Consider the following 26,900-nt stretch of genomic DNA (forward strand, 5'->3'; position numbering starts at 1 on the left):
CCTAGTGGACTAAGTAAAAATCGAGCAACAAAGAGTTAATCGCCCCTAGGAAGAACCCGAAGGGCAGCGCGTGTTTGGCATTGATGCTGCGTTATCGCCTATTTATGTGGAACTACCACACTTCATAGGCTCTGCCTTGCCTAAATACCAAACACACTGCTGCAAAATTAATCATAAAAGGTTAACACGCCCTCGAAACAAAAAAAGCAGCGATATCGCTGCTTTTTTTATGCCTGTTTGCAAGTGAAGAGCTCTACCTGCAAACAAGTTTGAATATAGTTTCTAACGACGCTTAGTTTGTTTAGCGCGTTGATTGTGCTTTTTAACCGCTTTACGGATTTGGTTAATTTTAGCACGTTTGTCTTTACGCTTTTCAGGAATAACCGACAGCTTAGTTTGCGTTTCGCGGCCAAGTTGTACTGTTTTACGTAAATAGTTAACCGTGTCTAAATCAAGCTCAGCCCAACCACCTTGTGGCAAACGCTTATCAAGCTCTAACTTACCGTAACGAATACGGATAAGACGCGATACTTCAACATCTTGTGATTGCCATAAACGACGAACTTCGCGGTTACGACCTTCTGTTAAAGTCACATTAAACCAACGGTTGATACCTTCACCACCCATAGGTTTGATGTTTAAGAATTTCGCAGGACCATCATCAAGCTCAACACCTTTTGTTAAAGTGCGCGCGTTTCGTTTGTCACTTCACCAAACACGCGAGCAGAGTACTCGCGCTCTACTTCGTAGCTTGGGTGCATTAAACGGTTGGCAAGTTCGCCATCGTTAGTAAACAGCATTAAACCTGCGGTATTAATATCTAGTCGGCCAACTGCAATCCAGCGCTCGCCATCGACACGTGGTAAACGGTCAAATACCGTACGACGACCTTCAGGGTCTTTACGTGTACATAACTCACCTTCTGGTTTGTTATACATAAGTACACGACAAATTCGGTCGGCTTTATCTTCGATTTTCACTACGTGACCATCAACACGAATTACATCGGTTGCTTCTACGCGGTCGCCTAAACGGGCCACTTTACCATTCACGCTCACGCGATTGGCATCGATGTATTTTTCCATTTCACGACGTGAACCCACGCCAGCACGGGCTAATACTTTTTGTAACTTTTCAGTTTCTACATTACTCATTCAGATAGTTCTCTCACAGAAGGATCGCTCAATAACTGGTTGATTTTACTCTCCTGAAGTTCAGGTAACGGCGGTAATTCATCTAAACCAGCTAATGAAAAATAATCTAAGAAAGCGGATGTTGTAGCATACAACGCTGGGCGCCCTGGCACTTCTTTGTGGCCAACAACCCTAATCCACTCTCTTTCTAATAAGGTTTTAATAATTCCTGAGCCAACAGTCACACCCCGTACTTGTTCAATTTCACCACGGGTAATAGGTTGTCTGTAGGCAATCAAGGATAAAGTTTCTAGTAGTGCTCTTGAGTATTTAGGTGCGCGTTCTTGCCATAAGTTTGCCAGCCAAGGGGCTAAACTGGCACAGGCCTGAAACCTGTAACCGCTGCCAACTGCAACAAGCTTGATGCCTCGGGTTTGATAATGCGTTTGAATCTGTTCGATTGCATTATTAATGCGTGGCATAGATACGCTTAAGTCAGCTAATACTGTCTCTTTTAAATGACGTTTAGACACAGGTTTTCCAGCAACAAAAATCGCGGCTTCTATGATTTCGACTAACTGTTCATCACTGATACGTTTTGTGGCCATTGCTACTAAAGGTCATTTTAAATCACTAACGCACTATTATGACAGAAGTCAGCCAAGGTTGGAAAAATTATTGTAAAAAAGCCAGTGTAAAACACTGGCTTTGGGGGATTTTTATGAATGAATATTGAAATTAGCTCTTTTTGACCATTTCAAGGGCATCATCTTCTGCCACATCGCTGCCATATTTGCTAATGTAGCTAATGAACTCGGTGCGACTTACACGCTTATCTTTGTTGCTATCCATGTAGCCAAAATGATTTGCGATGTCGTCGTCATCCGCTTCTTCAATAGAGATGTAACCATTTTTATCGTTGTCTAACGATTTAAAGTCACTTTCGATCGGGTCAAACTTAGCGATTTCTGCTTTAAATGCTGATTCAGACACCTCGCTATCTGTTGCCACTTTGCCTGTATTTAACTGCATGTAGGCGTTAAATTCTGTACGGCTAATTTGCTCATCCATGTTGGTATCGATGTTTGAGAAATGCTCCCAAATTGCATCGTCATCTGCTTCTACTTTCGAGATATAACCATCATGGTCGTTATCTAGGCTGCCAAAATCGCTGTCGATTTTTGCTAAAGAGTTACTTGCAGAACATGCTGATAGGCTTAATGCTGCTAAAATTGTTGATGCTAAAGTTAACTTGTTCATAAGACATTTCCTTGTAGTCGATTAGATTCAGTTAGACTATTTCAAGTTGAATGCCAAAATGCCTTATTAACTAAAATCAAGCACTTACAACCACGTTAAGTTTTTATTAAGCCTATGATTTAGAAAGCTTTTCATGGGTTGCTGTAATTTTTTCATAAAAAAAGCGCTCCGATGAGCGCTTTTTACAAATCACTAAAATGTCGCTATTAGATAGCTGCGTTTTGGTAACGCTTAACGAAATCTGTTACTGCTTCGCCATTACATTTTAAGGTATTTAAGTTACCAATTTTTTCACGCACAGGTGTTAAACCTTGCTTAAGTGCAGTAATACAAAGCTGAGTTTCTTTTTGCTCATTTTTAGCAAACACTTCAACAGCTGCTTTTGTTGCTGCTTCTTGTGATTGTGCTTTTTTAGCAATTTCACGGATATCTGTGCCGTTACATAAAATGCTTTGTGAAAAACGTGACATTGAAATGCCGTGTTTTGCTGCTTCTTTACGTGCAGCGGTAAACCCTTCGTTCGCACTTAAGCTACATAACTTTGATTCGATACGGTTATCAGCTGAAAAGTAGTGCGGGTTGCTTGCTAATGAGCCAAATGAGATACATGCAAGAGAAAGCATCACTAATTGTTTTTTCATGGTTTACCTTTAAATAGTACATAATATGAACGGGTGGTTTGCGCGCATTATATAAACAAAAATCAGTAGATCAACTGAATTATTTATTTAATTTAATAATTAATAATGAGTTAACAATGTCTTTAAAATAAGCAGCAATTGATCAACATTTACTCAATTTGATTTTCGTAATTTGCTCATGAATAAGCCCTAGTTTGATGATAGAATTGCGCTAAACGAATAATCAAAAATACAGATAGGTAAACCATGAAGGTAATCTCATTTAACATTAACGGGCTGCGCGCTCGTTTACACCAATTGCAGGCTGTAATTGATAAACATCAACCAGATATCATCGGCTTACAAGAAATCAAAGTGCACGATGAAGCCTTCCCTCTCGAAGACGTACAAAAAATGGGCTATCACGTTTATTTTCATGGTCAAAAAGCGCATTACGGTGTAGCAATGTTATGTAAGCAAGAACCTAAATCTGTTGTAAAAGGTTTTGCAACCGATACCGACGAATCACAGCGCCGTATGATCAGCGTAACAGTGACACAAGAAAATGGTCGCGACTTAACGGTAATGAATGGCTACTTCCCGCAGGGTGACAACATTGCCCATGAAACAAAGTTTCCTTATAAGCGTCAATTCTATAAAGATTTAATGACCCATCTAGAAGATAACCACACGCCTGATCAAGATGTTATCGTGATGGGTGACATTAATATTTCGCCAACTGATCTCGACATTGGTATTGGTGAACCAAACCGTAAACGCTGGTTAAAAACGGGTAAGTGTTCTTTCCAACCTGAAGAGCGTGAATGGTTAAGCACGTTATTAAACTGGGGCTTTAAAGATACCTTCCGTGAACTTTATCCAGAAAAAACAGAACAATATTCGTGGTTTGATTACCGCTCAAAAGGGTTTGATGACAACCGCGGTCTGCGTATTGATGTGATCTTAGCAACCCCTGCTCTTGCTGAGCGTTGTGTTGAGTCTGGTATTGATTACGAGTTGCGCGGTATCGATAAACCATCTGATCATGCGCCAATTTGGTCAACATTTAACGCATGATAGACACTCTGCAATGGCAGCTCCCATTGTGGAGCTGTGTGGCTATAATAATTTGGCTCAGCTTTGATAAACAATGCCTGTCACATTTGCTGGCAACACCGATAAGACAAGTGGGTGTGCTCGCATGTGCCCTTGTACTTGCGGTACTGTGGCGTATTAAAGCAGGCATATTACCTGGCCTCGAATTGCATATTTTGGGGGTCACCGCAGTGACCCTAATTTTAGGTTGGCGACTGGCTATTTTTGCAAGTACCTTGGCGAGTTTGTTGTTAGTGCTGGTTGCACAATTGCCAATCAGTTTATTGCCTGTGCATTTGTTATTTACAGCGTTTATTCCAATTACGTTGAGCTATCTGTGCTTTGTAATTTGTTACACCTATTTACCAAGACACTTTTTTATTTATATCTTTTTATGCGCGTTTTTAACCGCAGCTGTTATCGCCTGTATTAAAATACTCACCAGTGGTGTGCTTTATTACTTGCTTGGTGATTACAGTTTTATTGAGATTTCAGAAAACTATTTGATCCTGTGTGCCATAATTTGGTTTCCTGAAGCGATGCTCAATGGCATGGCAATCACCTTGTTGATCACCTATCGCCCTTACTGGGTTAAAACCTTTTATGATAAGGACTACTTAGACTCATGAGTCTTCACTATCACTGCCCGCTTTGCAAACTTGAACTGACACTCACCGATAAAACGTACCGCTGTGACAATAATCACAGTTTTGATATCGCCAAAGAGGGTTATGTAAATTTACTTCCCGTGCAAAATAAAAAGTCGAAACAACCGGGCGATAACCTTGAAATGGTGCAAGCACGCCGCGCATTTTTAAGTGCCGGGCACTATTTATTTTTACAGCACGCTTTAGCTGAGTTAGTGGCATCTCTCGCACCAAGTTCAGTGATTGATTTAGGCTGTGGTGAAGGCTTTTACACCCAGGCAATTGCAGCACAATCAAGTGCCGATGTATATGGTGTTGATATTTCGAAGCCGGCGGTAAAATACGCCGCTAAGCGTTATGAAAATGCGCATTTTATTGTCGCTTCGATTAGCCAAGCCCCTTTTGCAGATGCCAAAGCGGATGTACTTGTTAGTGTGTTTGCCCCTTTATTTGCACAAGAACTTGCCCGCCTTGCCAAACCGCAAGCTAGTTTAATTGTTGCAAGCCCTGGCCCTTGGCATCTTAAAGAGTTAAAAGCGTTTATTTATGCCGATGTTAAACCGCATACAGAGATAGAACCACCTGCAGGCTTCAGCAACGAGTCAACAGCATTATTAGAGCAACAGGTGCTGTTGTCTGTTAATGAGATTAAACATTTAATTATGATGACGCCGTTTGCATGGAAGTTTCGCCCAGAGCATTGGCTACAGATAGAGCAACAAGGCCCACAAAAAGTAACGTTATCGTTTTATGTGAGCCAGTTTGTTCGCGATTAGAAGTGTTCTTTAGTGAAGGCTTTGTCCATTTTTTCGAACATATCTTTTAATAGTTGAGCTAAATCTGAATAGCGTGGTTTTTCAGTCGTTAATTGTGACTGATAACCATGCGCTTTCATTTTACTGTGCAGCTCTGTGTACCAACTTAGCATTGCTGGTTCTAAACGGGTTTCTGCACGGCGGCCCAGCCACAACAAACCTTGAAGCGGTAATGATAAAAAGAAAAGCGCGATAGTGATAGCTTGTGGAAAATAATCACTACCTAAATAATTAACTTGCATAAATACGGTTAGCATTGCCAATATTGGCATCACTGTAATAGCCAGATCAGTGGCCTTGATCACTCTAAATTCGGCAAACAATGGAGCGAGCTCTTGTCGCATCGGCCATTTTTTAGCGTATTGACGACCTGTTTGCACTTGTGACATGACACCTTTTTGCATCATCACTCCTAGGGTCTTCATCTTGTTTCACAATCGAGTGTAACACACTCCCGGATACAATCCCTGCAAAACCTGTCCTAGTTTTAATACCAAATTAATGGTAATGAGACTAACGTTTAATGTCTAAATGAGATAAAATGTTATCGGCTTAAGTCAACCAGACTTTAGTATAATTACAGCCTAGCTTTGTTAAGTGTAGCAACAAAATACTTATTTACTATACTGGCAAAGAATTCTAATTATCAAGCCTTAATATACACTGACTGATATCGTATTTTTAGGACCTAGCTATGTCGACGCACCTTTGCTCACCACAACATGTTTTAGTACTGAACTGTGGTAGTTCAAGCTTAAAATTTGCCATTTTAGATGCCACTACTTCTGACGAAGTTATTTCTGGTTTAGCTGAGCGCCTTGGCTCAGACACGCCTTCAATCAAATATAAATATAATGGTGAAAAACAACTTATTGAGCTTGCAAAGGGCCAAGCCCACGATGCAGCAATTGCTGAGCTTGTGAAGCTAGTTAATGAGTTAGGTCTGGCAGATAACTTAATTGCGGTGGGTCATCGTGTTGTGCACGGTGGTGAGCATTTCACTGAGTCTGTGCTTATCGACGATAATGTACTTACAGCTATCGAAAAAACAGCGGCACTTGCTCCACTTCATAACCCTGCAAATTTATTGGGCATTCGCACTGCACAGCAAGCGTTCTCAACGCTGCCACAAATTGCAGTGTTTGATACGGCATTTCATCAAACGATGCCAAATATTGCGTACTTATACGCCCTACCTTACTCGCTTTATAAAGAGCATGGCGTAAGACGTTATGGTTTTCATGGTACAAGCCATTATTATGTTGCTGGTGAAGCGGCAAAATTGCTAGGTAAAGAGCGTGAGCAAACCAATGTGATCAGTGCGCATTTAGGTAATGGTTGTTCAGTGTGTGCGATTAAAGATGGTAAGAGCGTTGATACCAGCATGGGTCTGACACCGCTTGAAGGCTTAGTGATGGGCACGCGCAGTGGTAGCATCGACCCGGGTTTATTCACGTTTTTAACTCAGCAACTTAATTATTCAGTAAAAGAAATTGATGACCTACTTAATAAGCAAAGTGGCTTGTTAGGTATTAGTGAATTATCAAATGACTGTCGCACTATTGAAGAAGCCGCTGTTGAAGGCCATCCGCAAGCAAACCTTGCACTCGATATTTTCTGCTACCGTTTAGCAAAACAAATCGCCGCATTCTTAGTGCCTGTACAACGCCTTGATGCACTTATTTTCACCGGTGGTATCGGTGAAAACTCAGATATCATTCGTGACAAAGTGATCACCCAATTAGGCTTTTTAGGCCTTGAGTGTGACGAAGCTGCAAACTTAGCTGCTCGCTTTGGTAAAGAAGGCTTAATCTCAAAAGGCCAAGCCCACGCGAAAGCGTTTGTGATCCCGACCAACGAAGAATGGGTTATTGCTAACGATGCAGCCCGCATTGCAAAGGAGGGTTAAGTAAATGGCACGTAGAATTATGTTGATCCCTATTTCAACTGGGGTTGGTTTAACATCTGTTTCTGTTGGTTTAGTGCGTGCGCTTGAACAAAAGGCGCTTAAAGTAAACTTTTTCAAACCCATTGCACAGCCGCGCTCTGGCGATACAGGCCCTGAAAAGTCGACGCAAATTGTTACCCATGGCTCGCCAATTAATCCGCCTACTCCCTTCGATTTGAGCTATGCAGAACAAATGATTGGTGATGGTAAAGGCGACGACTTACTTGAAGAAATCGTCGAGCGCTTTGAAAACACCATTAAAGAAGACGAAATTGCAATTATTGAAGGTATGGTGCCAACACGTCGTCAGCCGTACGCAGGCCGTGTAAACCGTGAAATCGCGCAAACTCTGGGTGCTGATATTGTTTTTGTTTTAACGCCTAGTAACGATAGCAACGACCAAATTGAAGACCGTTTAGAAATCGCCTCAGGCAACTATGGCGGTGTTAACCACCCTCGCGTGTTAGGCTGTATTTTCAATAAAGTTAATGCACCTTTAGATGACGAAGGTCGTGCCCGTGCTGATCTAGTTGAAGCTCATGAGCCAGAGCAACTTGAAAACGAATTAAACCGTTTAGCATCGCTGCCTATTTTCAGAAAGCACCCATTTAAATTATTAGGTTCAATCCCGTGGGATTTCGACCTAGTAGCGCCACGTGTGCGTGATTTATGTGAATACCTAAAGGCCGAAGTTATTAACGAAGGCGACATGGCTCACCGTCGTTTACGTCGCGTTACTTTCTGTGCTCGTACCGTGTCGAATATTTTAAGCCACTTTACCCCGGGTGCATTACTGGTCACTCCAGGCGATCGCTCTGATGTATTAGTTGCCGCGTGTTTATCGGCTATGAATGGCACCAAGCTTGGGGCTATTTTATTAACCGGTGGCTTTAAGCCGGAAGATCGCATCATGAAATTATGCGAACAAGCTATGGATACCGGCCTGCCAATTCTTGCAACAGAAGAAGACACGTGGCGCACGTCTTTATTACTGCACAACTTCAATATGGAAGTACCGTGTGATGATGATCAGCGTATCGATAAAGTAAAAGATCACAACGCCAGCCACATTGACTCTGATTGGTTAGACAGCCTAGCGCAAAGTGTTGGTCGTACTCGTAAAATGTCTCCGCCAGCGTTTCGTTTCTTACTAACAGACAAAGCCCGTCAAGCGAATAAAACAGTTGTTTTACCAGAAGGTAATGAGCCGCGTACAATTAAAGCTGCAGCAATTTGTGGCCAACGAGGCATTGCAAAAACAATCTTACTTGGTGACAAAGAAGAAATTTTACGTATTGCTGAGCAACAAGGTGTTGAACTAAACGATAACGTAACCATTGTTGAGCCAGCTGATGTGATCAACGATTACGTCGTGCCTATGGTTGAAATTCGTAAAAACAAAGGCTTAACAGAAGTGGTTGCCCAAGAGCAATTACTTGATAACGTGGTGCTTGGCACTATGATGCTTGAACAAGGTAAAGTAGATGGTCTAGTGTCGGGTGCGGTTAACACCACTGCGAATACGATTCGCCCACCGCTACAGTTAATTAAAACTGCACCGGGTTCATCGTTGGTATCGTCAGTGTTCTTTATGTTGTTACCTGATCAAGTTCTGGTTTACGGTGACTGTGCAATCAACCCTGACCCAACAGCAGAGCAACTGGCCGATATCGCGATCCAGTCAGCTGATTCAGCGGCTGCGTTTGGGATTGAACCTCGTGTTGCAATGATCAGCTACAGTACGGGTACTTCGGGTTCAGGTGCTGACGTAGAAAAAGTGCGTGAAGCCACTAAACTTGCCCAGCAAAAGCGCCCTGATTTAGTGATTGATGGCCCGCTTCAGTACGACGCTGCAATTATGGAAAACGTAGCAATTAAGAAAGCACCAGACAGCCCGGTTGCAGGTAAAGCAACGGTGTTTGTATTCCCAGATTTAAATACCGGTAATACAACCTATAAAGCCGTTCAACGGAGTGCCGATTTAATTAGTATTGGCCCAATGCTACAAGGTATGCGTAAGCCAGTAAATGACTTGAGTCGTGGTGCATTAGTAGACGATATTGTTTACACCATTGCCCTTACAGCAATTCAAGCTAAGCAAGTTGAAAGCTTAGAAAATTAACCCTTCAAAATTTAGGCTAATTTATAAAACCCTTATAAATTAGCCTATTACCTTCTTTATACTGACCTATTCCCATATTTATCCACAGAATCTGTGGACAACCTCAACAGCGATATTGAGTAAAACCTCAGCAATCAAAATTATTGCGCTTTATCTTAACTTTGTTTACCTATACTATAAATTCAAAGGCTTCAAAGATAGGATCGCAGATGTCAAAACAAACGTTACAACTTCATAGTGAAGAACTTACCATTCATAGTTTAGATGTCGATGCAACGATTGACCCTGCCTTACTCCAACAAGCTATTTTCTTTATTGCAAAAACGGCTGATGAGCTGTCTATTGTCTGCCCAAGTAGTTTCCAGCTCGACAGTCTGGACCAAGAAACCGACTGGCAAGCACTGGAAGTCATTGGCCCACTTGGTTTTTCATTAACCGGTATTATGGCGAACATTTCTGGCGTGCTAGCAAAAGCGTCGATTTCGATTTTTGCTTTATCTACTTACGATACCGATTATGTATTAGTGAAAAAGCAAAGTATGGCCAAAGCCATTACAGCTCTGAAAAAAGACGGTTACCATGTGCTAGGTGATGTTAAATAAGCCATGACTAACGAAGTTCAATACTTACCCGAACGCAGCCTCAGAAAAGCACGCTGCATGGCCATTAAAAGCCCATTTACTGGGCGTGTAAAAAGCATTAGCGAGCACCCTGAACCATTTTTTCGTTTTGCCACCCTTGGCCCAGGCATTAGTGTTGAACTAACCAGCCACAACATCATTGCGCCATTCGATGGCACCCTATTACAAGTTAAAAATGCTGGTAAAGAATACATTTTACAAGCAAAAAACGGTTTAAAAGTTTTATTAAACTTATCGTTTTCATCGGTTGAAGAACATATCAACCACACCAATATTGCTAAATTAAATGGCAGTAAAATTAGCCAAGGTGAACGATTAGCCTATTTTGATTTACGCGAGTTGAGCAGCCCTATGCTTGGCACACTGTGCGTTCTCAATAGCCAACACCTTGGACCTCTTTATTACTCACTATCTCAGGTCACTGCTGGGGTAGACACATTACTCACTGTAACTAAAAAGTAGAATTTATGACTATCATGTACGGTATCAGCAACTGCGATACAATCAAAAAAGCCAAGAAATATTTAACTGATAACAATCAAGAATTTACTTTCCATGATTACCGTAAAGACGGCATTAATGCTGAGCTAGTTAATGAGTTTGCAGCGCACATTGATTGGCAAGATTTAGTTAATAAACGCGGCACAACTTACCGTCAATTATCTGATGAGCAAAAGCAAAACCTAGATAAAGAATCTGCATTAGCATTGCTGGTTGAGCAACCTGCAATGATTAAGCGCCCGGTACTAGTGCACAACGGCCAATACCACTTAGGTTTTAAAGCAGCTCAATACGATGAGATTTTTGCCTAATGACTCACCCTGTTATTGAACTTGCTCAAACGCTTATCCAGCGTGAATCAGTAACGCCTGAAGATGCTGGTTGCCAAGCGTTAATGAACGAACGCCTTGAAAAACTAGGCTTTAATATTGAATCACTGTTTTTCACTGATACCTTAAATACTTGGGCTCGTAAGGGCGATGCGTCACCGCATTTTTGTTTTGCTGGTCACACTGATGTTGTACCAACAGGTCCTGAAAAAATTGGCAGCACCCGCCTTTTTCTGCCCTGGTGAAAGACGGTATGTTACATGGTCGCGGCGCAGCCGATATGAAAGGTTCACTAGCTGCCATGGTGGTTGCCACCGAGCGTTTTGTAGCTAAGCACCCAGATCACAAAGGTTCAATTTCGTTTTTAATTACGTCTGACGAAGAAGGCCCGTTTATCAACGGCACAACCCGTGTTATCGATACCCTCGAAGCACGAGGCGAAAAGATTGATTTATGCCTAGTTGGCGAACCCTCTTCACGAGATGTGCTTGGCGATGTGGTAAAAAATGGTCGTCGCGGTTCATTAACTGGCTTTTTAACCGTGAAAGGTGTGCAAGGCCATGTTGCCTACCCGCATTTAGCACAAAATCCAATTCATTTAGCTGCTCCTGCGTTAACTGAGCTGAGTCAAACCGAGTGGGATCAAGGTAACGAATTTTTCCCTGCAACGAGTTTTCAGGTTTCGAATATTAACGGTGGCACCGGTGCCGGAAATGTGATCCCAGGTGAACTTGAGATTCAATTTAACTTTCGCTTTAGTACTGAAGTAACTCACCAACAGCTACAGCAGCGAGTGGTTGATATTGTTGAGAAACACAACCTCAATTACGAGCTAAATTGGATTGTCAATGGGCTGCCTTTTTTAACCGATCATGGCCCGTTAGTTGATGCTACCGTGCACGCTATTAAGCAGGTGACTGGACGCGACACCGCGCTTGAAACCACCGGCGGTACTTCTGATGGCCGCTTTATTGCGCAAACGGGCGCCAAGGTTATTGAGCTTGGTCCGCGTAATGAAACCATACATAAAGTAGATGAATGTGTTAGCACGGATGATTTAATCCAACTTGCTGATATTTACGAAGTCATTTTAGAGCAACTGCTTACATGAACCAAACCGAGCTTAAACAATGCGCCACGGGGTTAAGTAGCTCACATTTAGTTGAGCTACAAAAACATCGCTTGCATCGTGATATTGTCGATGATTTTTTAGCTCTGCAGCAAGGAGCAAAAGAAGCTGGTATTGATCTAACAATTGCCTCAAGCTTTCGTGATTTTCATCGTCAAAGTGCAATTTGGAATGCTAAATTTCAGGGCCTTCGACCGGTTTACACCCTTGATCAACAAACGGTAGATTTAGAAAATCTAAGTGATACTGAAAAGTGCCACGCTATTATGCTTTACTCAGCACTCCCAGGGGCAAGTAGGCACCACTTTGGTACCGACCTCGACATTTACGATACCCGCCCTATTGACGATGATTACCAGCTGCAATTAACCCCTGATGAGTATTCGCCCACAGGGCCCTTTGCCAAACTTGCTGCATGGCTTGACGATAACCTAGAAAAGTATGGTTTTTATCGCCCTTATCAAGAGTACAAAGGTGGGGTTGCTCCTGAGCCTTGGCATATCAGTCATATTGGTGTGTCTGCTAAGATGATGCAGTATTTGTCAGTTGCAACATTACAGCAATGTATTGAACAAAGTGAGCTGAGCGGCAAACAAGCGATACTAGCCGAACTTAACACCCTGTATGAACGCTACGTATTAAATATTAATATGCCCTAATCTAGACACTGCGCTTTTTAGCCATCAAAAACACCAGTACAGCGCCAAGAATTAAGGCGCTGGCTACAACTAAACGCGCTGTTAATTGCTCATCTAAAACCACCACCCCGGCTAATGTGGCAAGCACAGGCACGGTTAGCTGCACCACTCCTGCTTGACTACTTTTAAGGCTAGGTAGTGCAATGTACCAAATGCTATAGCCAAGCCCTGATGCAAGCGCTCCTGAAGCTATCGCCAAATAAACCCCACTCGCAGTAATACCTTGCCAATCAACTAAAGCTACAATCACTAAAATTGGCACAAGTATTAAGCTTCTTAGAAAGTTAAAGCTGGTTGCTTGCAACGGTGAGCTGCATGATTTTCCGCGAATACTGTAAACACCCCACGCCACGCCACTTAACGCCATAAGCATGGCCGGCATGAAAGAAGGCACCGTGGCTGAGGGCAGCATTAAGTAAATAAAACCCGAGAAAGCAACAAACAAAGCCCCCCACTGCACTTTACTGAGTGGTTCTTTATTTAAAACACTATGGCCTATCATGGTTAATTGTACTGCCGAAAATAAGATAAGTGCGCCTGTGCCTGTGTTTAAATCAACATAGGCAACTGAAAAGCACAGCGCGTAAACAAATAAGCTTAGCGCACTGATACTGCTACCTTTATCGGTTAAAGGTTGTGCTGATTGTGATTTTGATCTCAATAACGTTGTTTGCCATAAAAGTATACCAAGCAACATCAACGCCCCACTTGCTAAGCGAATGGCTGTAAAACTTAACGGATCGATATCACCACTTTGCAATGCCATTCGGCACAGCAAAGAGTTAGCTGCAAACGCACAAAGTGCAATCAAGGTATACAGTACGGTGCTCAACAAATGAGTTACCCTTTTGGTTTTAAAAAAGATAAGACCTAAAATTAGCCAATTAACTTACGATTTTTTACATAATTTATCATAGAAGGTTAAGCCGCGTATGCTAATCTCAGTACATTGTTTAAAAGGAGTGTTCAGTGCATCGACGTTTATTTATTGGAGCTGCTTTACTGTTATCTGGTTGCAGTACCATAGGTATTACTGATCTATTCCAAGATTATGCGACGCAGCTAAGACCTGTGCGCCAAGCTGTTTCTCAAAATAACATAGCCAGTGCACAGCAACTTTTGCCGAGTAACAGCCGAGGCCATAGTAACTATTTATTGAATCAACTTGAAACGGCCCGTCTTGAATTTTTGGCTAAACAAAATTCTGAGGCCAATGAGACCTTTGAAGCTGTTTATCAAAATATGGAAAAAAAGCGTCAAGCAGCCAAAGTACAGCTAAGTGCTGGCCTTGAGCAAACAAATTCATTATTAACCAATGACTCAGTGATTGGTTATGAACCAGCAGCTTATGAAATGACCATGCTGCATAGCTACAAAGCACTGAGTTATGTATTTGATAAGCAGCTTGAATCTGCATTAGTTGAAGTTAGACGTGCTAATAAAGTGCAAGAAGATGCACTAAAAGACAACCAAGCTGTACTTGATGAACAAGCAGAACAGGCAGCCGAAGGCTACCCTGACATGGCTGAGCTAATTGGTAATGTCAAAAATGGCTTTCAAAATGCCTTTACGTTTTATTTGTCTGGGCTACTTTATGAGGCAGATAAGCAGTTTGATGATGCCTATATCGATTACAAAAAAGCACTCGAAATAAATAGCGAAAATAGCTACTTACAGCAAACAGTGTTACGCCTTGCCAAAAAACAAGGGTTTGATCAGGACTTTGAAGAATTTAGCAAACGCTTTGGCAAGCTAAAGCAGACTCAAGCAAACACGGGTCAAGTAATTGTAATTGCAGAGCAAGGGTTGATACCAGCAAGACAAGAGTTTCATTTACGATTACCCATTTATACCTCAAGGGGTGATGCACGCTTTTACAGTATTGCCATGCCAGTTTATCGCGATGCGCCCTATACCGGCAGTAATAAAACTGTGAGTCTTGGTGGTGAAAATATGCCGCTGACGCCCATCGTTAGACTAGAAGCGCTAGCAGCAAAGACGTTAAAAGATCAAAGTGCTGGCAGAATAACCCGACAAGTTATGCGTTTGGTAGCAAAAGAAAAGATGCGTGCAGAATTGGCAAGAAGCGGCGGCGATGTCGGTAATATTTTAGCGAATATTTATAACATAGCATCAGAGCAGGCTGATACGCGAAGCTGGTCGACTTTGCCTAGTCAATTGAGTATTGCTCAGCACTCGATGCCAGCAGGTCAGCACACTTTAATCGTGCCAGGGCATGGCGAAATAGACTTTACGGTTAGTAAGCAAGGGTTAACCTTGATTTTTCTAACCTCTATAAATAACTACTACGACACACATGTTGTACAACTCTAGGAGCAATGATGAAATACTTAGTGCCACTATTAACCATTTTATTTGTTGCGGCTTGCTCCTCACGCCCTACCACTTCTGGCATTGGTGTTGAGCAGGCATCACAACAGTATAACCAACAATTGATTGTTAATAACCCTGAACTAGGCAAGAAATTAGCCATTACAGATGTAAAAACTCGCCAAACAAATGGCTTAACCGATGTTGTTGTGACACTGGCAAGCCAGTATAAAAAGTCTCAATATTTACAATATCAATTTACTTGGTATGACGCTGATGGCTTTGTTATTCGCGGCAACCATTCACCTTGGCAACCCATTACATTATTTGGATTTGCCAAGACCCAATTACCGGGCCTAGCCCCGACAGCAAATGCTGTCACCTTCTCGCTTGCAGTGCGTGAAGTGTCAACAGAAGCACAAGAATTTGAAGATTAAGGATACTACAATGAAATTAATTTCTGTTAAGTCGGCTGCGGCCGTTGCAATGACAAGCGCTTTGTTGCTGTCTGGTTGTGCTAATAAAGCCGTTGTTAGCTATGGTGATGCGCAAGCTGTTGAAACCACAGATATCAATTTTGGCTCAACGGATCTACAAAAAGTAGCAAGCCAAATGACAGACTCGTTACTTGCTTCACCTGTGGTTGGCACGATGACAGCAAATACTCGCCCTATCGTGTTTGTTGAGCGTATTAAAAACAAAACGAGCGAGCACATTGATACTGAATCAATCACCGATTCAATCTCAACACAGCTATTACGCAGTGGTAAGTTCCGCTTTGTTGATATGACCCGTGTTGAAGCAGTGCGCGAACAACTTAATTTCCAAAACGTCGATCCACTAGTTGATCCAAATACCGCTATCGCTTTTGGCCAGCAAGTTGGTGCGCAATATATGTTATACGGCAACTTATCGAGCATTGTTAAATCAAATGCTGACAAGGCTGATGTGTATTACAAATTCACCATGCGTTTAATGGATTTAAAAAGCGGCCTAGTTGAATGGGCTGATGAAACTGAAATCCGTAAGACACGTGAGAAATCAACTTTTGGCTGGTAGTCAGGAGGGGTTATGAAATACCTAGTAGCAATCCTAGCAAGCTGTTTATTACTGAGCTCGCCTAGTTATGCTGACTATCAGCGTAACAAAGCAGTACCAGTGCAACAGGTGTTGTTTGGCTCAGTACAGTCAGTACGAACCATTACCGAACAAGAACTGGTCAGAGACAGAACCAATGGCTGGGAAACGTTTGGTGGTGCGCTTATTGGCGGTGTTATCGGTAATCAGTTTGGTGGCGGCAGTGGCCGCACCGTAGCAACCATTTTAGGTTCGATGATTGGTGGCTCTGTTGCTCACAACCGTCAACAAAACAGTCGCGTCATACAATATCAGCTCGTTGAATTGATGATCAAAGTAGAAAGCGGCGAACAGTTTATGGTTGTGCAAGACAAAGATAACCAAATGCTGTTTAACCAAGGTGATAAAGTACGTCTGGTGTACCTCACCGATAACACGGTACGTGTTGATAAAGCTTATTAAAAAAGCGAGCCTCGGCTCGCTTTTTTAACTTTGTCGATAATCAGCGAAGAATCGCTGCATCTTACTCATGGCCTCTGTTAAATCATCTTTGTTTGGTAAAAATACCAATCTGAAATGATCAGGATCAGGCCAATTAAATGCGCGACCATGCACTAATAAGATTTTCTCAGCTTTGAGTAAATCTAAAATCATGCGCTCATCATTTTTAATATTAAAGTGTGCCGTATCCACCTTCGCAAATGCGTAAAGTGCCCCTTTAGGCTTTTTACAGCTAATACCATCAATGGCATTTAAACCACGCCATGCAATATCACGCTGCACATACAATCGACCACCAGGGTTTATCAAGTTATCGATTGACTGCACACCGCCTAAAGCTTGTTGAATAGCATACTGAGCAGGCACATTGGCACATAAGCGCATGGATGCCAGCATATCTAGGCCACGACTTAAATCTTCCATCATGCTAGTACGACCGCTTAACACCATCCAGCCCATACGCAATCCCGCCGCGCGGTACGTTTTTGCTAGGCCATTAAAGGTGATAATTGGCACATCATCACACAGCGCACCAATCGAGCTGTGGCTGACACCGTCATACAAGATTTTCTCGTAAATCTCATCGCTCAGTAACAATAACTTGTGCTCGCGAGCAATATTGATAAGTTCCATCAACAGATCATCGCTATACACCGCACCGGTTGGGTTATTCGGATTTATAAGCACCAACGCTTTAGTCTTTGACGTGATCTTCGATTTAATATCAGCAATATCAGGAAACCAATCTTGTTCTTCATCACATAGATAATGCACAGGGTTACCCCCTGCTAATTTAACCGAAGCTGTCCATAGCGGATAATCCGGCGCTGGAATAAGCACTTCGTCGTCATTATCAAGTAATGCTTGTGTGGTCATTTGAATTAATTCGCTGACCCCATTGCCAATATAAATATTATCGACATCAAGATTAAATAAACCGCGTTGCTGATAGTGTTGATAGACAGCCACACGGGCTGAGTAGAGGCCTTTAGAGTCACAGTAGCCTTGGGCTGAATATAAGTTACGAATGATATCTTTGTGCATATCTTCAGGCATATCAAAGCCAAAGGCAGCAGGATTGCCAATGTTTAGCTTTAATACTTTTTGCCCTTCGTCTTCCATTTTTCGAGCTTGTGCAAGCACAGGCCCACGTATGTCATAACAGACACCGTCTAGTTTGTGACTCTTTTTGATTTGTGACATGGTTACCTCTACTAATTAGCCTTAAGACTAACCCAGTACGGGGCCACCACGCCAGAGGATTTTTGCGGTTATAACTGAAATAAATTCAAGTTTTTAGCGGCCAGCAAGCCATACTTGTAATTTTTCGACTGAACCTGAAACTTGTTCATCAAGGGTTTGTGATTTTTCTTGTGCTGTTGCGACATCGCCTTGGTTCAAAGTCAGTTCAATTTCTTGCGCAAGTGCTGATAAACTCATGGCACCAAATTGGGCAGCATTTGATTTTAAACTGTGTGCATGCCTTGCTGCTGCTTCATTATCTGAACCAAGATTTGCAAGTACTTCAGAGCCTAAACGCTGAAATTCACTGCAACAAAAGGTTAAGGTGTCGGCAAATTGGTCACCTAAAAGTGATTCCATTCCTTCAAGCGCACTCTCATCAATTGTGATTGTCGTCATCTTTATCCCTTAATCAAAAACGTAATTATATAAATCGCAACTTTAGCGGTTCATAGCCAAAAAGCAAACCTGCTTTGCGAGTTAAGCTCATGTATACTAGGCATAGTTTTGATTTACACCTGAGTTTGTATGGCTAGAGAATTGTGCTCACATTGTGGCTTTTCAGTTAAAACCTGTTTATGTGATTCAATAAGCATAATCAATAATAAACTAAAAATCATTATATTACGCCACCCTAGTGAGGAAAAAGTCACTAAGAACACCGCTAATTTGCTGAATTTAGGATTAGAAAATTGCCAGATCTTTGCTGGTGAGTCAGAACAAGACTTTTTACAGCTTGCAACATTGCCAAAAGCAACAACCGCGGTACTTTATCCTGCTGATGATGCATTATGCTTAGATGAGCACACGGCCACTTCAAATGCTTTGAAACAGTCTTTGAGCCATTTAATCGTGATTGATGGTACGTGGAAAAAAGCCTACAAAATATTGCTATTAACTCCTAGCCTACAGGCCTTTCAGACTGTGAGTTTTAAACAACTACCCCAAAACAAATACGTCATTCGAAAAGCACCACGCGCAGATAGCTTATCAACTTTAGAAGCCGTTGCTCATAGCCTAAAACTGATTGAAGGCCTTGATGTAACACCGCTATACAGATTATTAGCGGCACTGGTCGATAAGCAAACCCAACATATGCCAGATGATGTTAAGGCGCGCTATTTATAATGCGTGTATCAAAACGACTTAGCGCGGGTTTTCATCGTCAAGGGCCAGACTATCGCTTTGATGATCAGGTTGATTTTGACGATATTCGCGACACCTTTGGTTTTCGTACCATGGTGGTTGGCAATTGGGTTAATAAGCAAGAGCGGCTTTTAGCAGCAAATTTAATTTACGATGCCTTAGCTGATCTTGCACAAATTCTGACTTTGCCACCAACAGCGATTGGCCTTAGGGGTAAGCTTAATTTTGCCTTTGGTCATGGTGGCCAAAAAGGTGTGCAGGCTCATTACAATGCCCACAGCCAAACTCTTGCGCTAGCTAAAAATGCTGGCGGTGGCGCTCTCGCCCACGAATGGTTTCATGCGTTTGATCACCATATTTGTCAGCACTTATTTAAGAGCAGAAAGAGCATGCAATTTTGCTCAGCGCTGTGGCTCGAACAGTCACCAGATTTAAGCCATCCACTAAATCAGCGTTTAAATGAATTTTACCATCAGGTATTTTTAGATACCTCAGGTGCAAATCCAAATGAGTTCGTTAAGCAATCTATCGCTTTTGATAAGCAGGTAAAACAACTATATATGAGTATGCCTGAGGAACTAGCTGCCCGCTGTTTTGAAAAGTGCATTACCATGCACCCTTATATAACAAATAGCTTTTTAGTGAGTGGGTTATCGACAAGTGGCTTAATCTACCCAGATGAACAGCATACAATGCGCTGCTTTTCTGCACTGCTGAATTACTTTAATCAATTAGGTTTGCTGTTGCATCAAGGCTAATTTCAACTTCCTGCACATCGCTTATCCAAGCTAAGTAGTCATCTGCACAAAGCGGTTTTGAAAAATAATACCCTTGTCCAAATTGGCAGCCATAACTTTGCAGCATTGCTAAGCTTTGTTCGTCTTCAATACCTTCAGCAACCACCTGCGCGCCCAGAGTGGCAGCAATGTCGCAGGTTGCTCGACAGATACTCTGATCATTTACTGAAAACGGCAGATTTAACACAAATTGCTTATCTATTTTCACTTCGTCAAAGCCAAGTTGACTTAAATAAGCAAGTGAAGAATAGCCAGTACCAAAATCATCAATCGCGAGTTTTAAGCCAATTAAACGGTAGTCATCAAGTGTGGCTTTAATCTTTTTACTTTCTTCCAAAGTGGCTGATTCAGTCAGCTCTAACATCACGGATTCGGCACGCACTTTTTGCTCATTTAAAATGGTGATCAACAGCACAGGTAGGTCTTTATTTAATAGATCTTTTGCTGAAATATTAATAGAAATAACGTGATCGGGTATCAGTTTGCAAAACTTCGCTTGCCACTGGATACCATTTTCAACCACCCACTCTGTGAGCTGATTGATCACCCCTGCTGATTCTGCAATTGGAATAAACACATCAGGGCTCACCGCACCAAATACAGGATGATGCCATCGCAGCAATGCTTCACAGCCCACTACTTTTCCTGTTTTCAAACATATCTGTGGCTGAAAATGTAAGCTGAGTTGGTTCTCATCTATCGCAATTTTAAGCGCTGCAGCAATGGATAATCTTTGTTCAGAAAGCCGCGCACTCTCTGAGTCGAACATGCGCCATCGCTCACCTTGTAGGCGTTTTTCGGTCATTGCTTGTATTGCACATTGCAATATTTGCTTTGCGGTATTGCCATGCATCGGGTAATAAGCAACACCAATATCAACACTATCGACTAAGTTAATATCTTCATGGGTGAGCCCTTCTTCAAAGACCCCATGGATCAAACATGCAAACTGCTCTATATGACTGAGCTCTAATTCGCCAATAACTAAGCAACCAAATGTACTGTCATCAACGTGAGCAAGCCATGCGCTCCTGCTGGCTTGAATTTCAAGCTTTAATGCATTCATGGTCTGTAGCTGAGTATTTAAGATACTTAATCTTTCATTGATACAAATATTGGCTTGCTCAAAACCAAATGTAGAACGCGCGTTTGAAAGTACATGAGGTTTAAATAATAAAACTGAAAAGTGTTGTTTCTGCGATACTTTCTTCACCATTTGCGCGAGTAAAAATTGCTTATTTGGCAGTTTAGTGTCTGCATCATGCAGCATCGAATAACTAAATGCTGAAATTTGCTGACGATCTTTTAACAACAGTACAGAACATATCGCCAGTGATGTGATAAGCAAAATGGTGTTGTGAACTCCATGATAACCAATACCAAAGCCATTCCAAATAAATAGACTAAGTACCTGAGTCACAATTGTCAGAAGCATAAAACAACGAAGATGAGTGCGGCTATTTTTACGCTGTATTAAACGCAAAAATACAGCAGCTGCAAAACTTAAAAACCCGATGCATGAAACTATAAATAACCATTGGCGATTAAATTGAGGCAATAGTGATGACAACACAGCTGCACAGAGTAAACAAACCATCATAGCTTGCCACACTTTTTTAAAGCGAGGTTTATAGGTATGGATAGCTAGAAAGTGATATAAAAAGTAGCTCGCAAAACATAATGCAAACTCATTAACGGGCCATTTTGCTTCCCAATCTAAACCATTAACGAGATAGTTTATTAACCCGTTATCAATCAAAAATCCGATACAAACCAACACGAAGTACGCATTCAGCACCAAGTATTTTTGTTGCTGCGATACAAAAAATAAACAGCGCACACAAACATACATAAAATTAAGACGCCTAAGATTGCGCCATAGCTTAATATGATTTGATGTAGGTTTATTTCGAACGCTTTTGCAGCAACAACCCCAACTTCTAAAGTCAGTGCCCTATCGTGCTCAAAGTTAACCAATGCCCAGCGATGTCCTTGACTATGCTCTATTAACCAGTGCGGTCGCACATTTGATAAGCTTTCAAGTGAGGCGAGCCGCTGATCATCGGTCGCCTGATAACTTTCATCTAACAGATAGAACTTTGCCCAGGTTAAATTAGGCTCACCAAGATAAACAACGTAATTTCTATTGTCGGGTAGTTGGAATAAATCGATTATTAACCAGTGGGATGTTTGCGGGGCAAGACGAATAGAACTGCTTTCGAGTGCATTCAGCTGTTTAGCATTTTGTAATGATTCTTGCAGGGTTCCACTTAATTTGGCAAGTGGCTCGGCGGAGTCAAGCAGCCAAACCGAGGCATTATCACTGGCAGCAAAAGTACTAACGCTGTGTAAAAATACACAACACATTATTATGAGCAGCGTTCTAACAACCCAATGGATGTGCTTGCCAATAAAATGCATTTTAGCTCCGTGCTTTAAACACCAGCTAAAAGTATGGGAGGAATACGCTTAAATTGCCAATTATGTAGGCTTTAATTAGGTAAAAAGTTCAGTAACAAAATGTTATGTGGCCCGAAAGCCACACAAACTCTAATTATTTATTATCATCACTGATACGACTTGCAACCGCCGTATTTTGATCTTTATATTTTGCGTCTTTACGCGTGTTATACGGGTTTTCTGCAGGACTTGTCATTGTTTCAAAGCTCATGGCACCAATTTTCATCATTGGGCGAAGCGCCAATGGCAATTTACCTGAGTTATAAAACTCTAACACGATATTACCAGACCAACCCGGATCAATACGATGTGCTGTAACATGAACCATCAAACCAAGGCGTGCTAACGATGAACGACCGTCTAACCAACCAACAATATCAGCTGGTAATGTGACTTTTTCATGGGTAATTGCTAGTGCCAGTTCACCTGGGTGCAGGAAAAATGCTTCTTCATCAGAAAGCACAATTTCGTCACTCATGATTGATTCCATCGCCTTATTTAACTGATCTTTTGGACCACTTAAGTCAACATAGGCTGCGGTATGATCTTGGAAAACTCGAAACTTGTTGCCCAAACGCAAGTCTACCGTCACACCTGAAATCATTTCTTTACTCGGTGTTGGCTCAATAACAATGCGGCCTTCGTCAATATACTGCTGAATATGGGTATCTGATAATCTCATTTATTATTCTACCTAATACAACTTAAACATATAATTTTAAGTTGAAAAAACACGCTAAACTTTAAACTAAACACACCAAAAATCGAGTGTGTATCAGCAAAGCCAAATGGGGTGGCTATAGTGTGCCATATATTACACAAATCATCAGCGTGTTGCGCGAATAATTCTCAACTAAATAAGATAAGCCATCTCAGGTAATAAGATCAGCTATATCTGATTTATCTGAAGTACTGAGTTTTGTTTTAATACCCCGATTATAAGGAGAATGAGGATAAGTTGTTATGGATTACGTCATTTTATCCGTAATAACATTGCCAGCTTGTGTTGCCGCTATTTTAATTGCCAAACATTACGCTAAAAAGCATGATTTATGGCATGGCTTTCTCGTTTTTATCGGTTCATTACTATTAACTAGCTGGTCGGTGGTTGGCTTAGTTGCAAACGAAACGTTCTTTTTCCCACTGCCTTCATTACTCACTATTGTCTTTTACTTCTATTGTATCGGTGAAACCGATATTGTGTTTATGCCTAATTTATTAATTAATCCTGGTATTGCCTTTTTTTGCTATTTTTCGGGTTACTTCTTTTATCGCAAGAAACCTTTCTAAACCCGTGTTATTAATTGTCACTTTTTGAAAATCACATTATTAATAAAAAAAGCCGCTCATTGAGCGGCTTTTGTTCCTTTGGGGATCACATATTAAAAGCTATAACGGGCACCGATTGTGTAACGCGGTCCGTACTGGCGAGCAAATAAGAACTGCTCTTCGTAACGACCGTAGCCACGCTCAGTTTCGTTGTTTAGGTTTATACCTTCAAAGAAAACGGTCATGTTTTCGTTGATGTCGTAGTTAACGCTTAAGTCCCATTGACCGTAGGTATCACCAAATTGTGGCGGCGCATCAGATGAGCCTTGCGATTGACCTACACCAATTAAGTACGAATCACGCCATGCGTAAGTTACTTTTACTGATAAGCCATCTTTATCATAGAAGGCTTGGAAGTTCGCTGAATCACTTAAGCCAGATAAAGGGGCTTGCTGAGTTAAACTTGCTACATCAAATTCAACATCACCATCAACAAACGTGGCATTAACCCCTAAACCAAAGCCGCTTTCACCAAACAAGTGTTGTACAGCGACTTCAAAGCCATCAACTGATTTACTATCTGTATTTTGTGGCTGAGAAATATTCCAAACCATCAATGGATCAGAACTCGTTGGCTCAATGGCACCATCCGCATTACCATAACCTAATGCCAACATTTCATTGAAAACAGCGTCACTCGTAGCCTGCTCACCACGCGCTTCAACAGATGCAACAGCTTCAAGATAACGTGGACCATTTAAGATATCGTATAAACCATCAATGGTTGTTTCTGTGATTTGCGTTTGAATAAAGTTATCTACGTCTTTTTTGAAGTAGCCAACCGATGCATAGCTGCCTTCACCGTAGTAGTACTCAAGCGATAAATCGAGGTTTGTTGATTCAAATGGCAACAAATTAGTATTACCTTGGCTACCTGTCCGAGCACCCGGTTTAGGGCTACCCGTTAAGCTACGGCCACCAGCCAAATTACCCAGCGGCGCACGTGCCATGGTTTTACCCCACGAAACTCGACCAACTAACTCGTCTGTAATTTCAACTTTTACGTCAATGTTCGGCAACCAAATATCGTAGTTACCTTCTTCTTGATAAAAGTTATCTGTGCCACCAGTTTCGTACTGCATGATCCACTCAGAGGCACTTACCCAGTTCACCTGGCTTTCAACACGTTGGCGAACCGTACTGGTTACATCAGTATCTTCGTAGCGAAGACCTGCATTAATTTGGACAAAGTAATTTGCAACTTCAAATTCCCATAAACTGTTCACATAGAAGCTTTGCGTTTTTTCTTCTACGTAGCTTTCACTGTCGATACCATCATAGAAAGGGTCAATTGAATATTGGTTATCGCCCAATAAGTCTTCATTTAAATAAGCAAGTTGACGCGCTAACGCTTCTTCAAAGCTATAGGTGTAGTAATAATTAGGCTCAAGCGCACTACCACCACCAGAGAATTGATCTAGCATGTCGCCAGTATCATTATAAGTGAACATGCCATCTGGGAAGATTTCAGTGAATGATGGGTTAAAGCCCGGACCACCACGCAGACCACTCCACGCGGTAAAACCACCCATCGTTTGCTTGGTGTGAGCCGCACCAAATTTCACTTTAACAAGCGGAATTTCAAAGCGCTCATTAAACCACGTTGTGTGAAGCTGAGCTTGCTCTACTTTAGACTCACCTGGTGAGTAGCTAAACTGGCTGAAGTTTGAATCAATTTCACTTGGATCAAGCACCGTTGTGCCGTTTTTCCAGTTAACGTAGGCGTGTGGAATTTCGCCAGTGCGGTAATCATATACTTTACTCTTTAACTGATCTGAGCCAAGAATGATTTGCCCTGTTGAACCTAAACCGTCATCTGCACCATTATCTGTTTCGTTTTTCGAATCATGATAATCGAACTCAACTTCCCACTCATCGTTAATTTGCCACTCTAGGTTTAAACCAATTGAGCGCGCTTTAACTTCTGTGGTGCCTCGGCTAGCTGTAAATGAGCCATCGTTACCACTGATGTCGGCATAAATCGCTGTACCATTTTCATCAAGCTCATAGCCATTGATATTACTACCAAACTCATTCCAAATACCCCAACCCACGGTATTTACACCGGTAATTGCACGACTTGCGGTGTAATCAACCGTCGCTGTAAAGTTTTCTACAGGTGAGTACTGTAACGTTACTTGGCCATTCGTTCTTTCACGTTCAACATCAGCAATGCTGTAGTTCATGTCTTTCGGGAAGAAGTAATTGCCTGTTGGGTTGCCGTCACTATCAACTGGGCGAGCATCAATGTAATCGCCTTCATCGAGTGTTGGTAAATCAACATTGGCCTGCCAACCTTGGATATTGGCATTTTGTTGTTGGAAGTCACGCTCTTGGTGCGAGAAAGACACCGCAAAACCAAATGTATCATCAGCATAGGTGTTGCTGTACATCGCTGAAAACTCAGGCGTTACATCATCACCCGCTTCATTAGATGAATCATGAATCGCTTTAATTGATGAGCTAAATTTTTCACCTGGGCTATTTAACGGGCGCGTAGTAATAATATTTACCGTAGCACCTAGACCACCACTTGGTACATCTGCTTGCCCCGATTTTGCAACTTCAAGTGCACTAACACCATCAGCGGCAATGTTCTCAAGGGCGTAAGAACGCGTATAACCCGTACCCGGCATTTGACGGCCATTTAGGGTGATAAGGTTAAACTCAGGACCAAAACCACGTACTGTAATTTCACTCCCTTCACCGTTAGAACGACTCACCGATACACCGGTAATACGTTGTAATGATTCAGCCAAGTTAGTATCTGGGAACTTACCCATTTCTTCGGCTGAAATCGCATCTACAACACCTGTTGCATCGCGTTTCATATCCATGGCGCGGATCATACTGCCACGAATACCTTTAATTTCGATAACTTCGATTTCGTTATCAGCTTTCTCTTGCTCATCCTGTGCGTAAGCAGACATAGTGCCTAGCCCAGCGGTTAAGATCATCGCAACTGACGCTGCAAGAGGTGTTTTAATAAATTTTGTGCTTTTCATGATTGACCTGCTTTTGCAATATATTGTCATGGATACTGGGTGCCGTATACAGCACCCATCACTTGTTGCCAATG

At 41.9% G+C, this 26,900-nt stretch carries 27 protein-coding genes and 2 pseudogenes; 17 read left to right on the forward strand and 12 right to left on the reverse strand.

Going from position 1 to position 26,900, the window contains the following annotated elements:
- Positions 1-282: 282 nt before the first annotated feature.
- The 4 genes and pseudogenes from rluB to P4S60_RS09555 form a co-directional block, all read right to left on the reverse strand.
- Positions 283-1,154 (reverse strand): annotated as a pseudogene (gene rluB, locus P4S60_RS09540) (23S rRNA pseudouridine(2605) synthase RluB).
- On the reverse strand, positions 1,151-1,741 hold the full coding sequence (scpB, locus tag P4S60_RS09545) for an SMC-Scp complex subunit ScpB (protein ID WP_063704645.1): 591 nt from the start codon (positions 1,739-1,741) through the stop codon (positions 1,151-1,153). Before scpB ends, rluB begins: the two are co-directional and overlap by 4 nt.
- 130 nt (positions 1,742-1,871) lie before the next feature.
- Complete coding sequence (locus tag P4S60_RS09550; protein ID WP_063704643.1) at positions 1,872-2,393, reverse strand: EF-hand domain-containing protein; 522 nt, start codon at positions 2,391-2,393, stop codon at positions 1,872-1,874.
- A gap of 206 nt (positions 2,394-2,599) precedes the next feature.
- Positions 2,600-3,034 (reverse strand): hypothetical protein, encoded by a 435-nt coding sequence (locus tag P4S60_RS09555; protein WP_063704641.1) that lies wholly within the window; start codon positions 3,032-3,034, stop codon positions 2,600-2,602.
- 246 nt (positions 3,035-3,280) lie between these two features.
- Between P4S60_RS09555 and xthA the strand changes: the two genes are divergently transcribed.
- From xthA to P4S60_RS09570, 3 genes are read left to right on the forward strand one after another with little or no spacing between them, the layout of a single operon-like run.
- Complete coding sequence (xthA, locus tag P4S60_RS09560) at positions 3,281-4,090, forward strand: exodeoxyribonuclease III (RefSeq protein WP_337115800.1); 810 nt, start codon at positions 3,281-3,283, stop codon at positions 4,088-4,090.
- Positions 4,087-4,737, forward strand: a complete 651-nt coding sequence (locus P4S60_RS09565) for an energy-coupling factor ABC transporter permease (protein ID WP_337115801.1) — start codon at positions 4,087-4,089, stop codon at positions 4,735-4,737. Before xthA ends, P4S60_RS09565 begins: the two co-directional genes overlap by 4 nt.
- Positions 4,734-5,531, forward strand: coding sequence for a putative RNA methyltransferase (locus P4S60_RS09570; RefSeq protein ID WP_337115802.1), 798 nt, complete (start codon positions 4,734-4,736; stop codon positions 5,529-5,531). The genes P4S60_RS09565 and P4S60_RS09570 overlap by 4 nt, the downstream gene beginning before the upstream one ends.
- Here the strand turns inward: P4S60_RS09570 and yfbV are convergent.
- On the reverse strand, positions 5,528-5,974 hold the full coding sequence (gene yfbV / locus P4S60_RS09575) for a terminus macrodomain insulation protein YfbV (protein ID WP_063704635.1): 447 nt from the start codon (positions 5,972-5,974) through the stop codon (positions 5,528-5,530). The two genes, P4S60_RS09570 and yfbV, sit on opposite strands and share 4 nt — an antisense overlap.
- A 290-nt stretch (positions 5,975-6,264) precedes the next feature.
- Here yfbV and P4S60_RS09580 point away from each other — a divergent pair, with 290 nt between their 5' ends.
- The 7 genes and pseudogenes from P4S60_RS09580 to P4S60_RS09610 all read left to right on the forward strand — a co-directional run bounded on the left by P4S60_RS09580 (position 6,265) and on the right by P4S60_RS09610 (position 12,899).
- Positions 6,265-7,479: an acetate kinase gene (locus tag P4S60_RS09580; RefSeq protein WP_337115803.1), complete on the forward strand. Its 1,215-nt coding sequence runs from the start codon at positions 6,265-6,267 to the stop codon at positions 7,477-7,479.
- Positions 7,480-7,483: 4 nt separating this feature from the next.
- Positions 7,484-9,640 carry a phosphate acetyltransferase gene (gene pta, locus P4S60_RS09585; RefSeq protein WP_337115804.1) on the forward strand — a complete coding sequence of 719 codons (2,157 nt, stop codon included), beginning with the start codon at positions 7,484-7,486 and terminating at the stop codon, positions 9,638-9,640.
- Positions 9,641-9,849: 209 nt separating this feature from the next.
- Positions 9,850-10,242: an ACT domain-containing protein gene (locus tag P4S60_RS09590; protein WP_054552960.1), complete on the forward strand. Its 393-nt coding sequence runs from the start codon at positions 9,850-9,852 to the stop codon at positions 10,240-10,242.
- A 3-nt stretch (positions 10,243-10,245) separates the two neighbouring features.
- Positions 10,246-10,743, forward strand: a complete 498-nt coding sequence (locus P4S60_RS09595; RefSeq protein ID WP_188730213.1) for a PTS glucose transporter subunit IIA — start codon at positions 10,246-10,248, stop codon at positions 10,741-10,743.
- Between the two features lie 5 nt (positions 10,744-10,748).
- Positions 10,749-11,093 (forward strand): ArsC family reductase, encoded by a 345-nt coding sequence (locus P4S60_RS09600; RefSeq protein WP_337115805.1) that lies wholly within the window; start codon positions 10,749-10,751, stop codon positions 11,091-11,093.
- Positions 11,093-12,222, forward strand: a pseudogene (gene dapE, locus P4S60_RS09605) (succinyl-diaminopimelate desuccinylase). Before P4S60_RS09600 ends, dapE begins: the two are co-directional and overlap by 1 nt.
- The gene (locus P4S60_RS09610) at positions 12,219-12,899 is read left to right on the forward strand and encodes a M15 family metallopeptidase (protein WP_337115806.1); all 681 of its coding nucleotides are present in this window, start codon (positions 12,219-12,221) and stop codon (positions 12,897-12,899) included. The pseudogene dapE and the gene P4S60_RS09610 overlap by 4 nt, the downstream one beginning before the upstream one ends.
- A gap of 1 nt (position 12,900) precedes the next feature.
- Here the strand turns inward: P4S60_RS09610 and P4S60_RS09615 are convergent, their stop codons facing one another.
- Complete coding sequence (locus P4S60_RS09615) at positions 12,901-13,770, reverse strand: DMT family transporter (RefSeq protein ID WP_337115807.1); 870 nt, start codon at positions 13,768-13,770, stop codon at positions 12,901-12,903.
- 137 nt (positions 13,771-13,907) lie between these two features.
- Here P4S60_RS09615 and P4S60_RS09620 point away from each other — a divergent pair, with 137 nt between their 5' ends.
- The 4 genes from P4S60_RS09620 to P4S60_RS09635 are packed head-to-tail and all read left to right on the forward strand — an operon-like array spanning position 13,908 to position 16,808.
- A complete protein-coding gene (locus P4S60_RS09620; RefSeq protein WP_337115808.1) occupies positions 13,908-15,272 on the forward strand; it encodes a COG3014 family protein in 1,365 nt (454 codons plus the stop codon).
- Positions 15,273-15,280: 8 nt separating this feature from the next.
- Positions 15,281-15,706 carry a YcfL family protein gene (locus P4S60_RS09625; protein WP_337115809.1) on the forward strand — a complete coding sequence of 142 codons (426 nt, stop codon included), beginning with the start codon at positions 15,281-15,283 and terminating at the stop codon, positions 15,704-15,706.
- 10 nt (positions 15,707-15,716) lie between these two features.
- Positions 15,717-16,328 (forward strand): penicillin-binding protein activator LpoB, encoded by a 612-nt coding sequence (gene lpoB / locus P4S60_RS09630; RefSeq protein WP_337115810.1) that lies wholly within the window; start codon positions 15,717-15,719, stop codon positions 16,326-16,328.
- A gap of 12 nt (positions 16,329-16,340) precedes the next feature.
- Positions 16,341-16,808: a glycine zipper 2TM domain-containing protein gene (locus P4S60_RS09635; RefSeq protein WP_063704626.1), complete on the forward strand. Its 468-nt coding sequence runs from the start codon at positions 16,341-16,343 to the stop codon at positions 16,806-16,808.
- 24 nt (positions 16,809-16,832) lie between these two features.
- On the opposite strand, the gene P4S60_RS09640 is transcribed toward P4S60_RS09635, so the two are convergent.
- Together P4S60_RS09640 and P4S60_RS09645 are read right to left on the reverse strand one after the other, a co-directional pair.
- Positions 16,833-18,050 (reverse strand): pyridoxal phosphate-dependent aminotransferase, encoded by a 1,218-nt coding sequence (locus P4S60_RS09640; RefSeq protein WP_063704625.1) that lies wholly within the window; start codon positions 18,048-18,050, stop codon positions 16,833-16,835.
- A 93-nt stretch (positions 18,051-18,143) separates the two neighbouring features.
- Positions 18,144-18,488: an Hpt domain-containing protein gene (locus P4S60_RS09645; RefSeq protein WP_063704624.1), complete on the reverse strand. Its 345-nt coding sequence runs from the start codon at positions 18,486-18,488 to the stop codon at positions 18,144-18,146.
- 129 nt (positions 18,489-18,617) lie between these two features.
- Between P4S60_RS09645 and P4S60_RS09650 the strand changes: the two genes are divergently transcribed.
- Together P4S60_RS09650 and P4S60_RS09655 are read left to right on the forward strand one after the other, a co-directional pair.
- On the forward strand, positions 18,618-19,217 hold the full coding sequence (locus P4S60_RS09650) for a tRNA-uridine aminocarboxypropyltransferase (protein WP_337115811.1): 600 nt from the start codon (positions 18,618-18,620) through the stop codon (positions 19,215-19,217).
- Positions 19,217-19,993 (forward strand): CLCA_X family protein, encoded by a 777-nt coding sequence (locus tag P4S60_RS09655; RefSeq protein WP_337115812.1) that lies wholly within the window; start codon positions 19,217-19,219, stop codon positions 19,991-19,993. The genes P4S60_RS09650 and P4S60_RS09655 overlap by 1 nt, the downstream gene beginning before the upstream one ends.
- Here the strand turns inward: P4S60_RS09655 and P4S60_RS09660 are convergent.
- The 3 genes from P4S60_RS09660 to dcd all read right to left on the reverse strand — a co-directional run bounded on the left by P4S60_RS09660 (position 19,959) and on the right by dcd (position 23,174).
- The gene (locus P4S60_RS09660; RefSeq protein WP_337115813.1) at positions 19,959-21,467 is read right to left on the reverse strand and encodes a bifunctional diguanylate cyclase/phosphodiesterase; all 1,509 of its coding nucleotides are present in this window, start codon (positions 21,465-21,467) and stop codon (positions 19,959-19,961) included. The two genes, P4S60_RS09655 and P4S60_RS09660, sit on opposite strands and share 35 nt — an antisense overlap.
- Positions 21,468-21,823: 356 nt before the next feature.
- On the reverse strand, positions 21,824-22,453 hold the full coding sequence (locus P4S60_RS09665) for a hypothetical protein (protein WP_337115814.1): 630 nt from the start codon (positions 22,451-22,453) through the stop codon (positions 21,824-21,826).
- A 133-nt stretch (positions 22,454-22,586) separates the two neighbouring features.
- Entirely contained in the window at positions 22,587-23,174 is a 588-nt protein-coding gene (dcd, locus tag P4S60_RS09670) for a dCTP deaminase (protein WP_337115815.1), read from the reverse strand.
- A 281-nt stretch (positions 23,175-23,455) separates the two neighbouring features.
- Between dcd and P4S60_RS09675 the strand changes: the two genes are divergently transcribed.
- Positions 23,456-23,782: a hypothetical protein gene (locus P4S60_RS09675; RefSeq protein WP_337115816.1), complete on the forward strand. Its 327-nt coding sequence runs from the start codon at positions 23,456-23,458 to the stop codon at positions 23,780-23,782.
- Between the two features lie 92 nt (positions 23,783-23,874).
- On the opposite strand, the gene P4S60_RS09680 is transcribed toward P4S60_RS09675, so the two are convergent.
- Entirely contained in the window at positions 23,875-26,826 is a 2,952-nt protein-coding gene (locus P4S60_RS09680) for a TonB-dependent receptor (RefSeq protein WP_337115817.1), read from the reverse strand.
- Positions 26,827-26,900: the final 74 nt, after the last annotated feature.

It is taken from the genome of Pseudoalteromonas sp. Hal040, assembly GCF_037162425.1.
In the GTDB taxonomy this organism is placed as follows: domain Bacteria; phylum Pseudomonadota; class Gammaproteobacteria; order Enterobacterales; family Alteromonadaceae; genus Pseudoalteromonas; species Pseudoalteromonas gelatinilytica.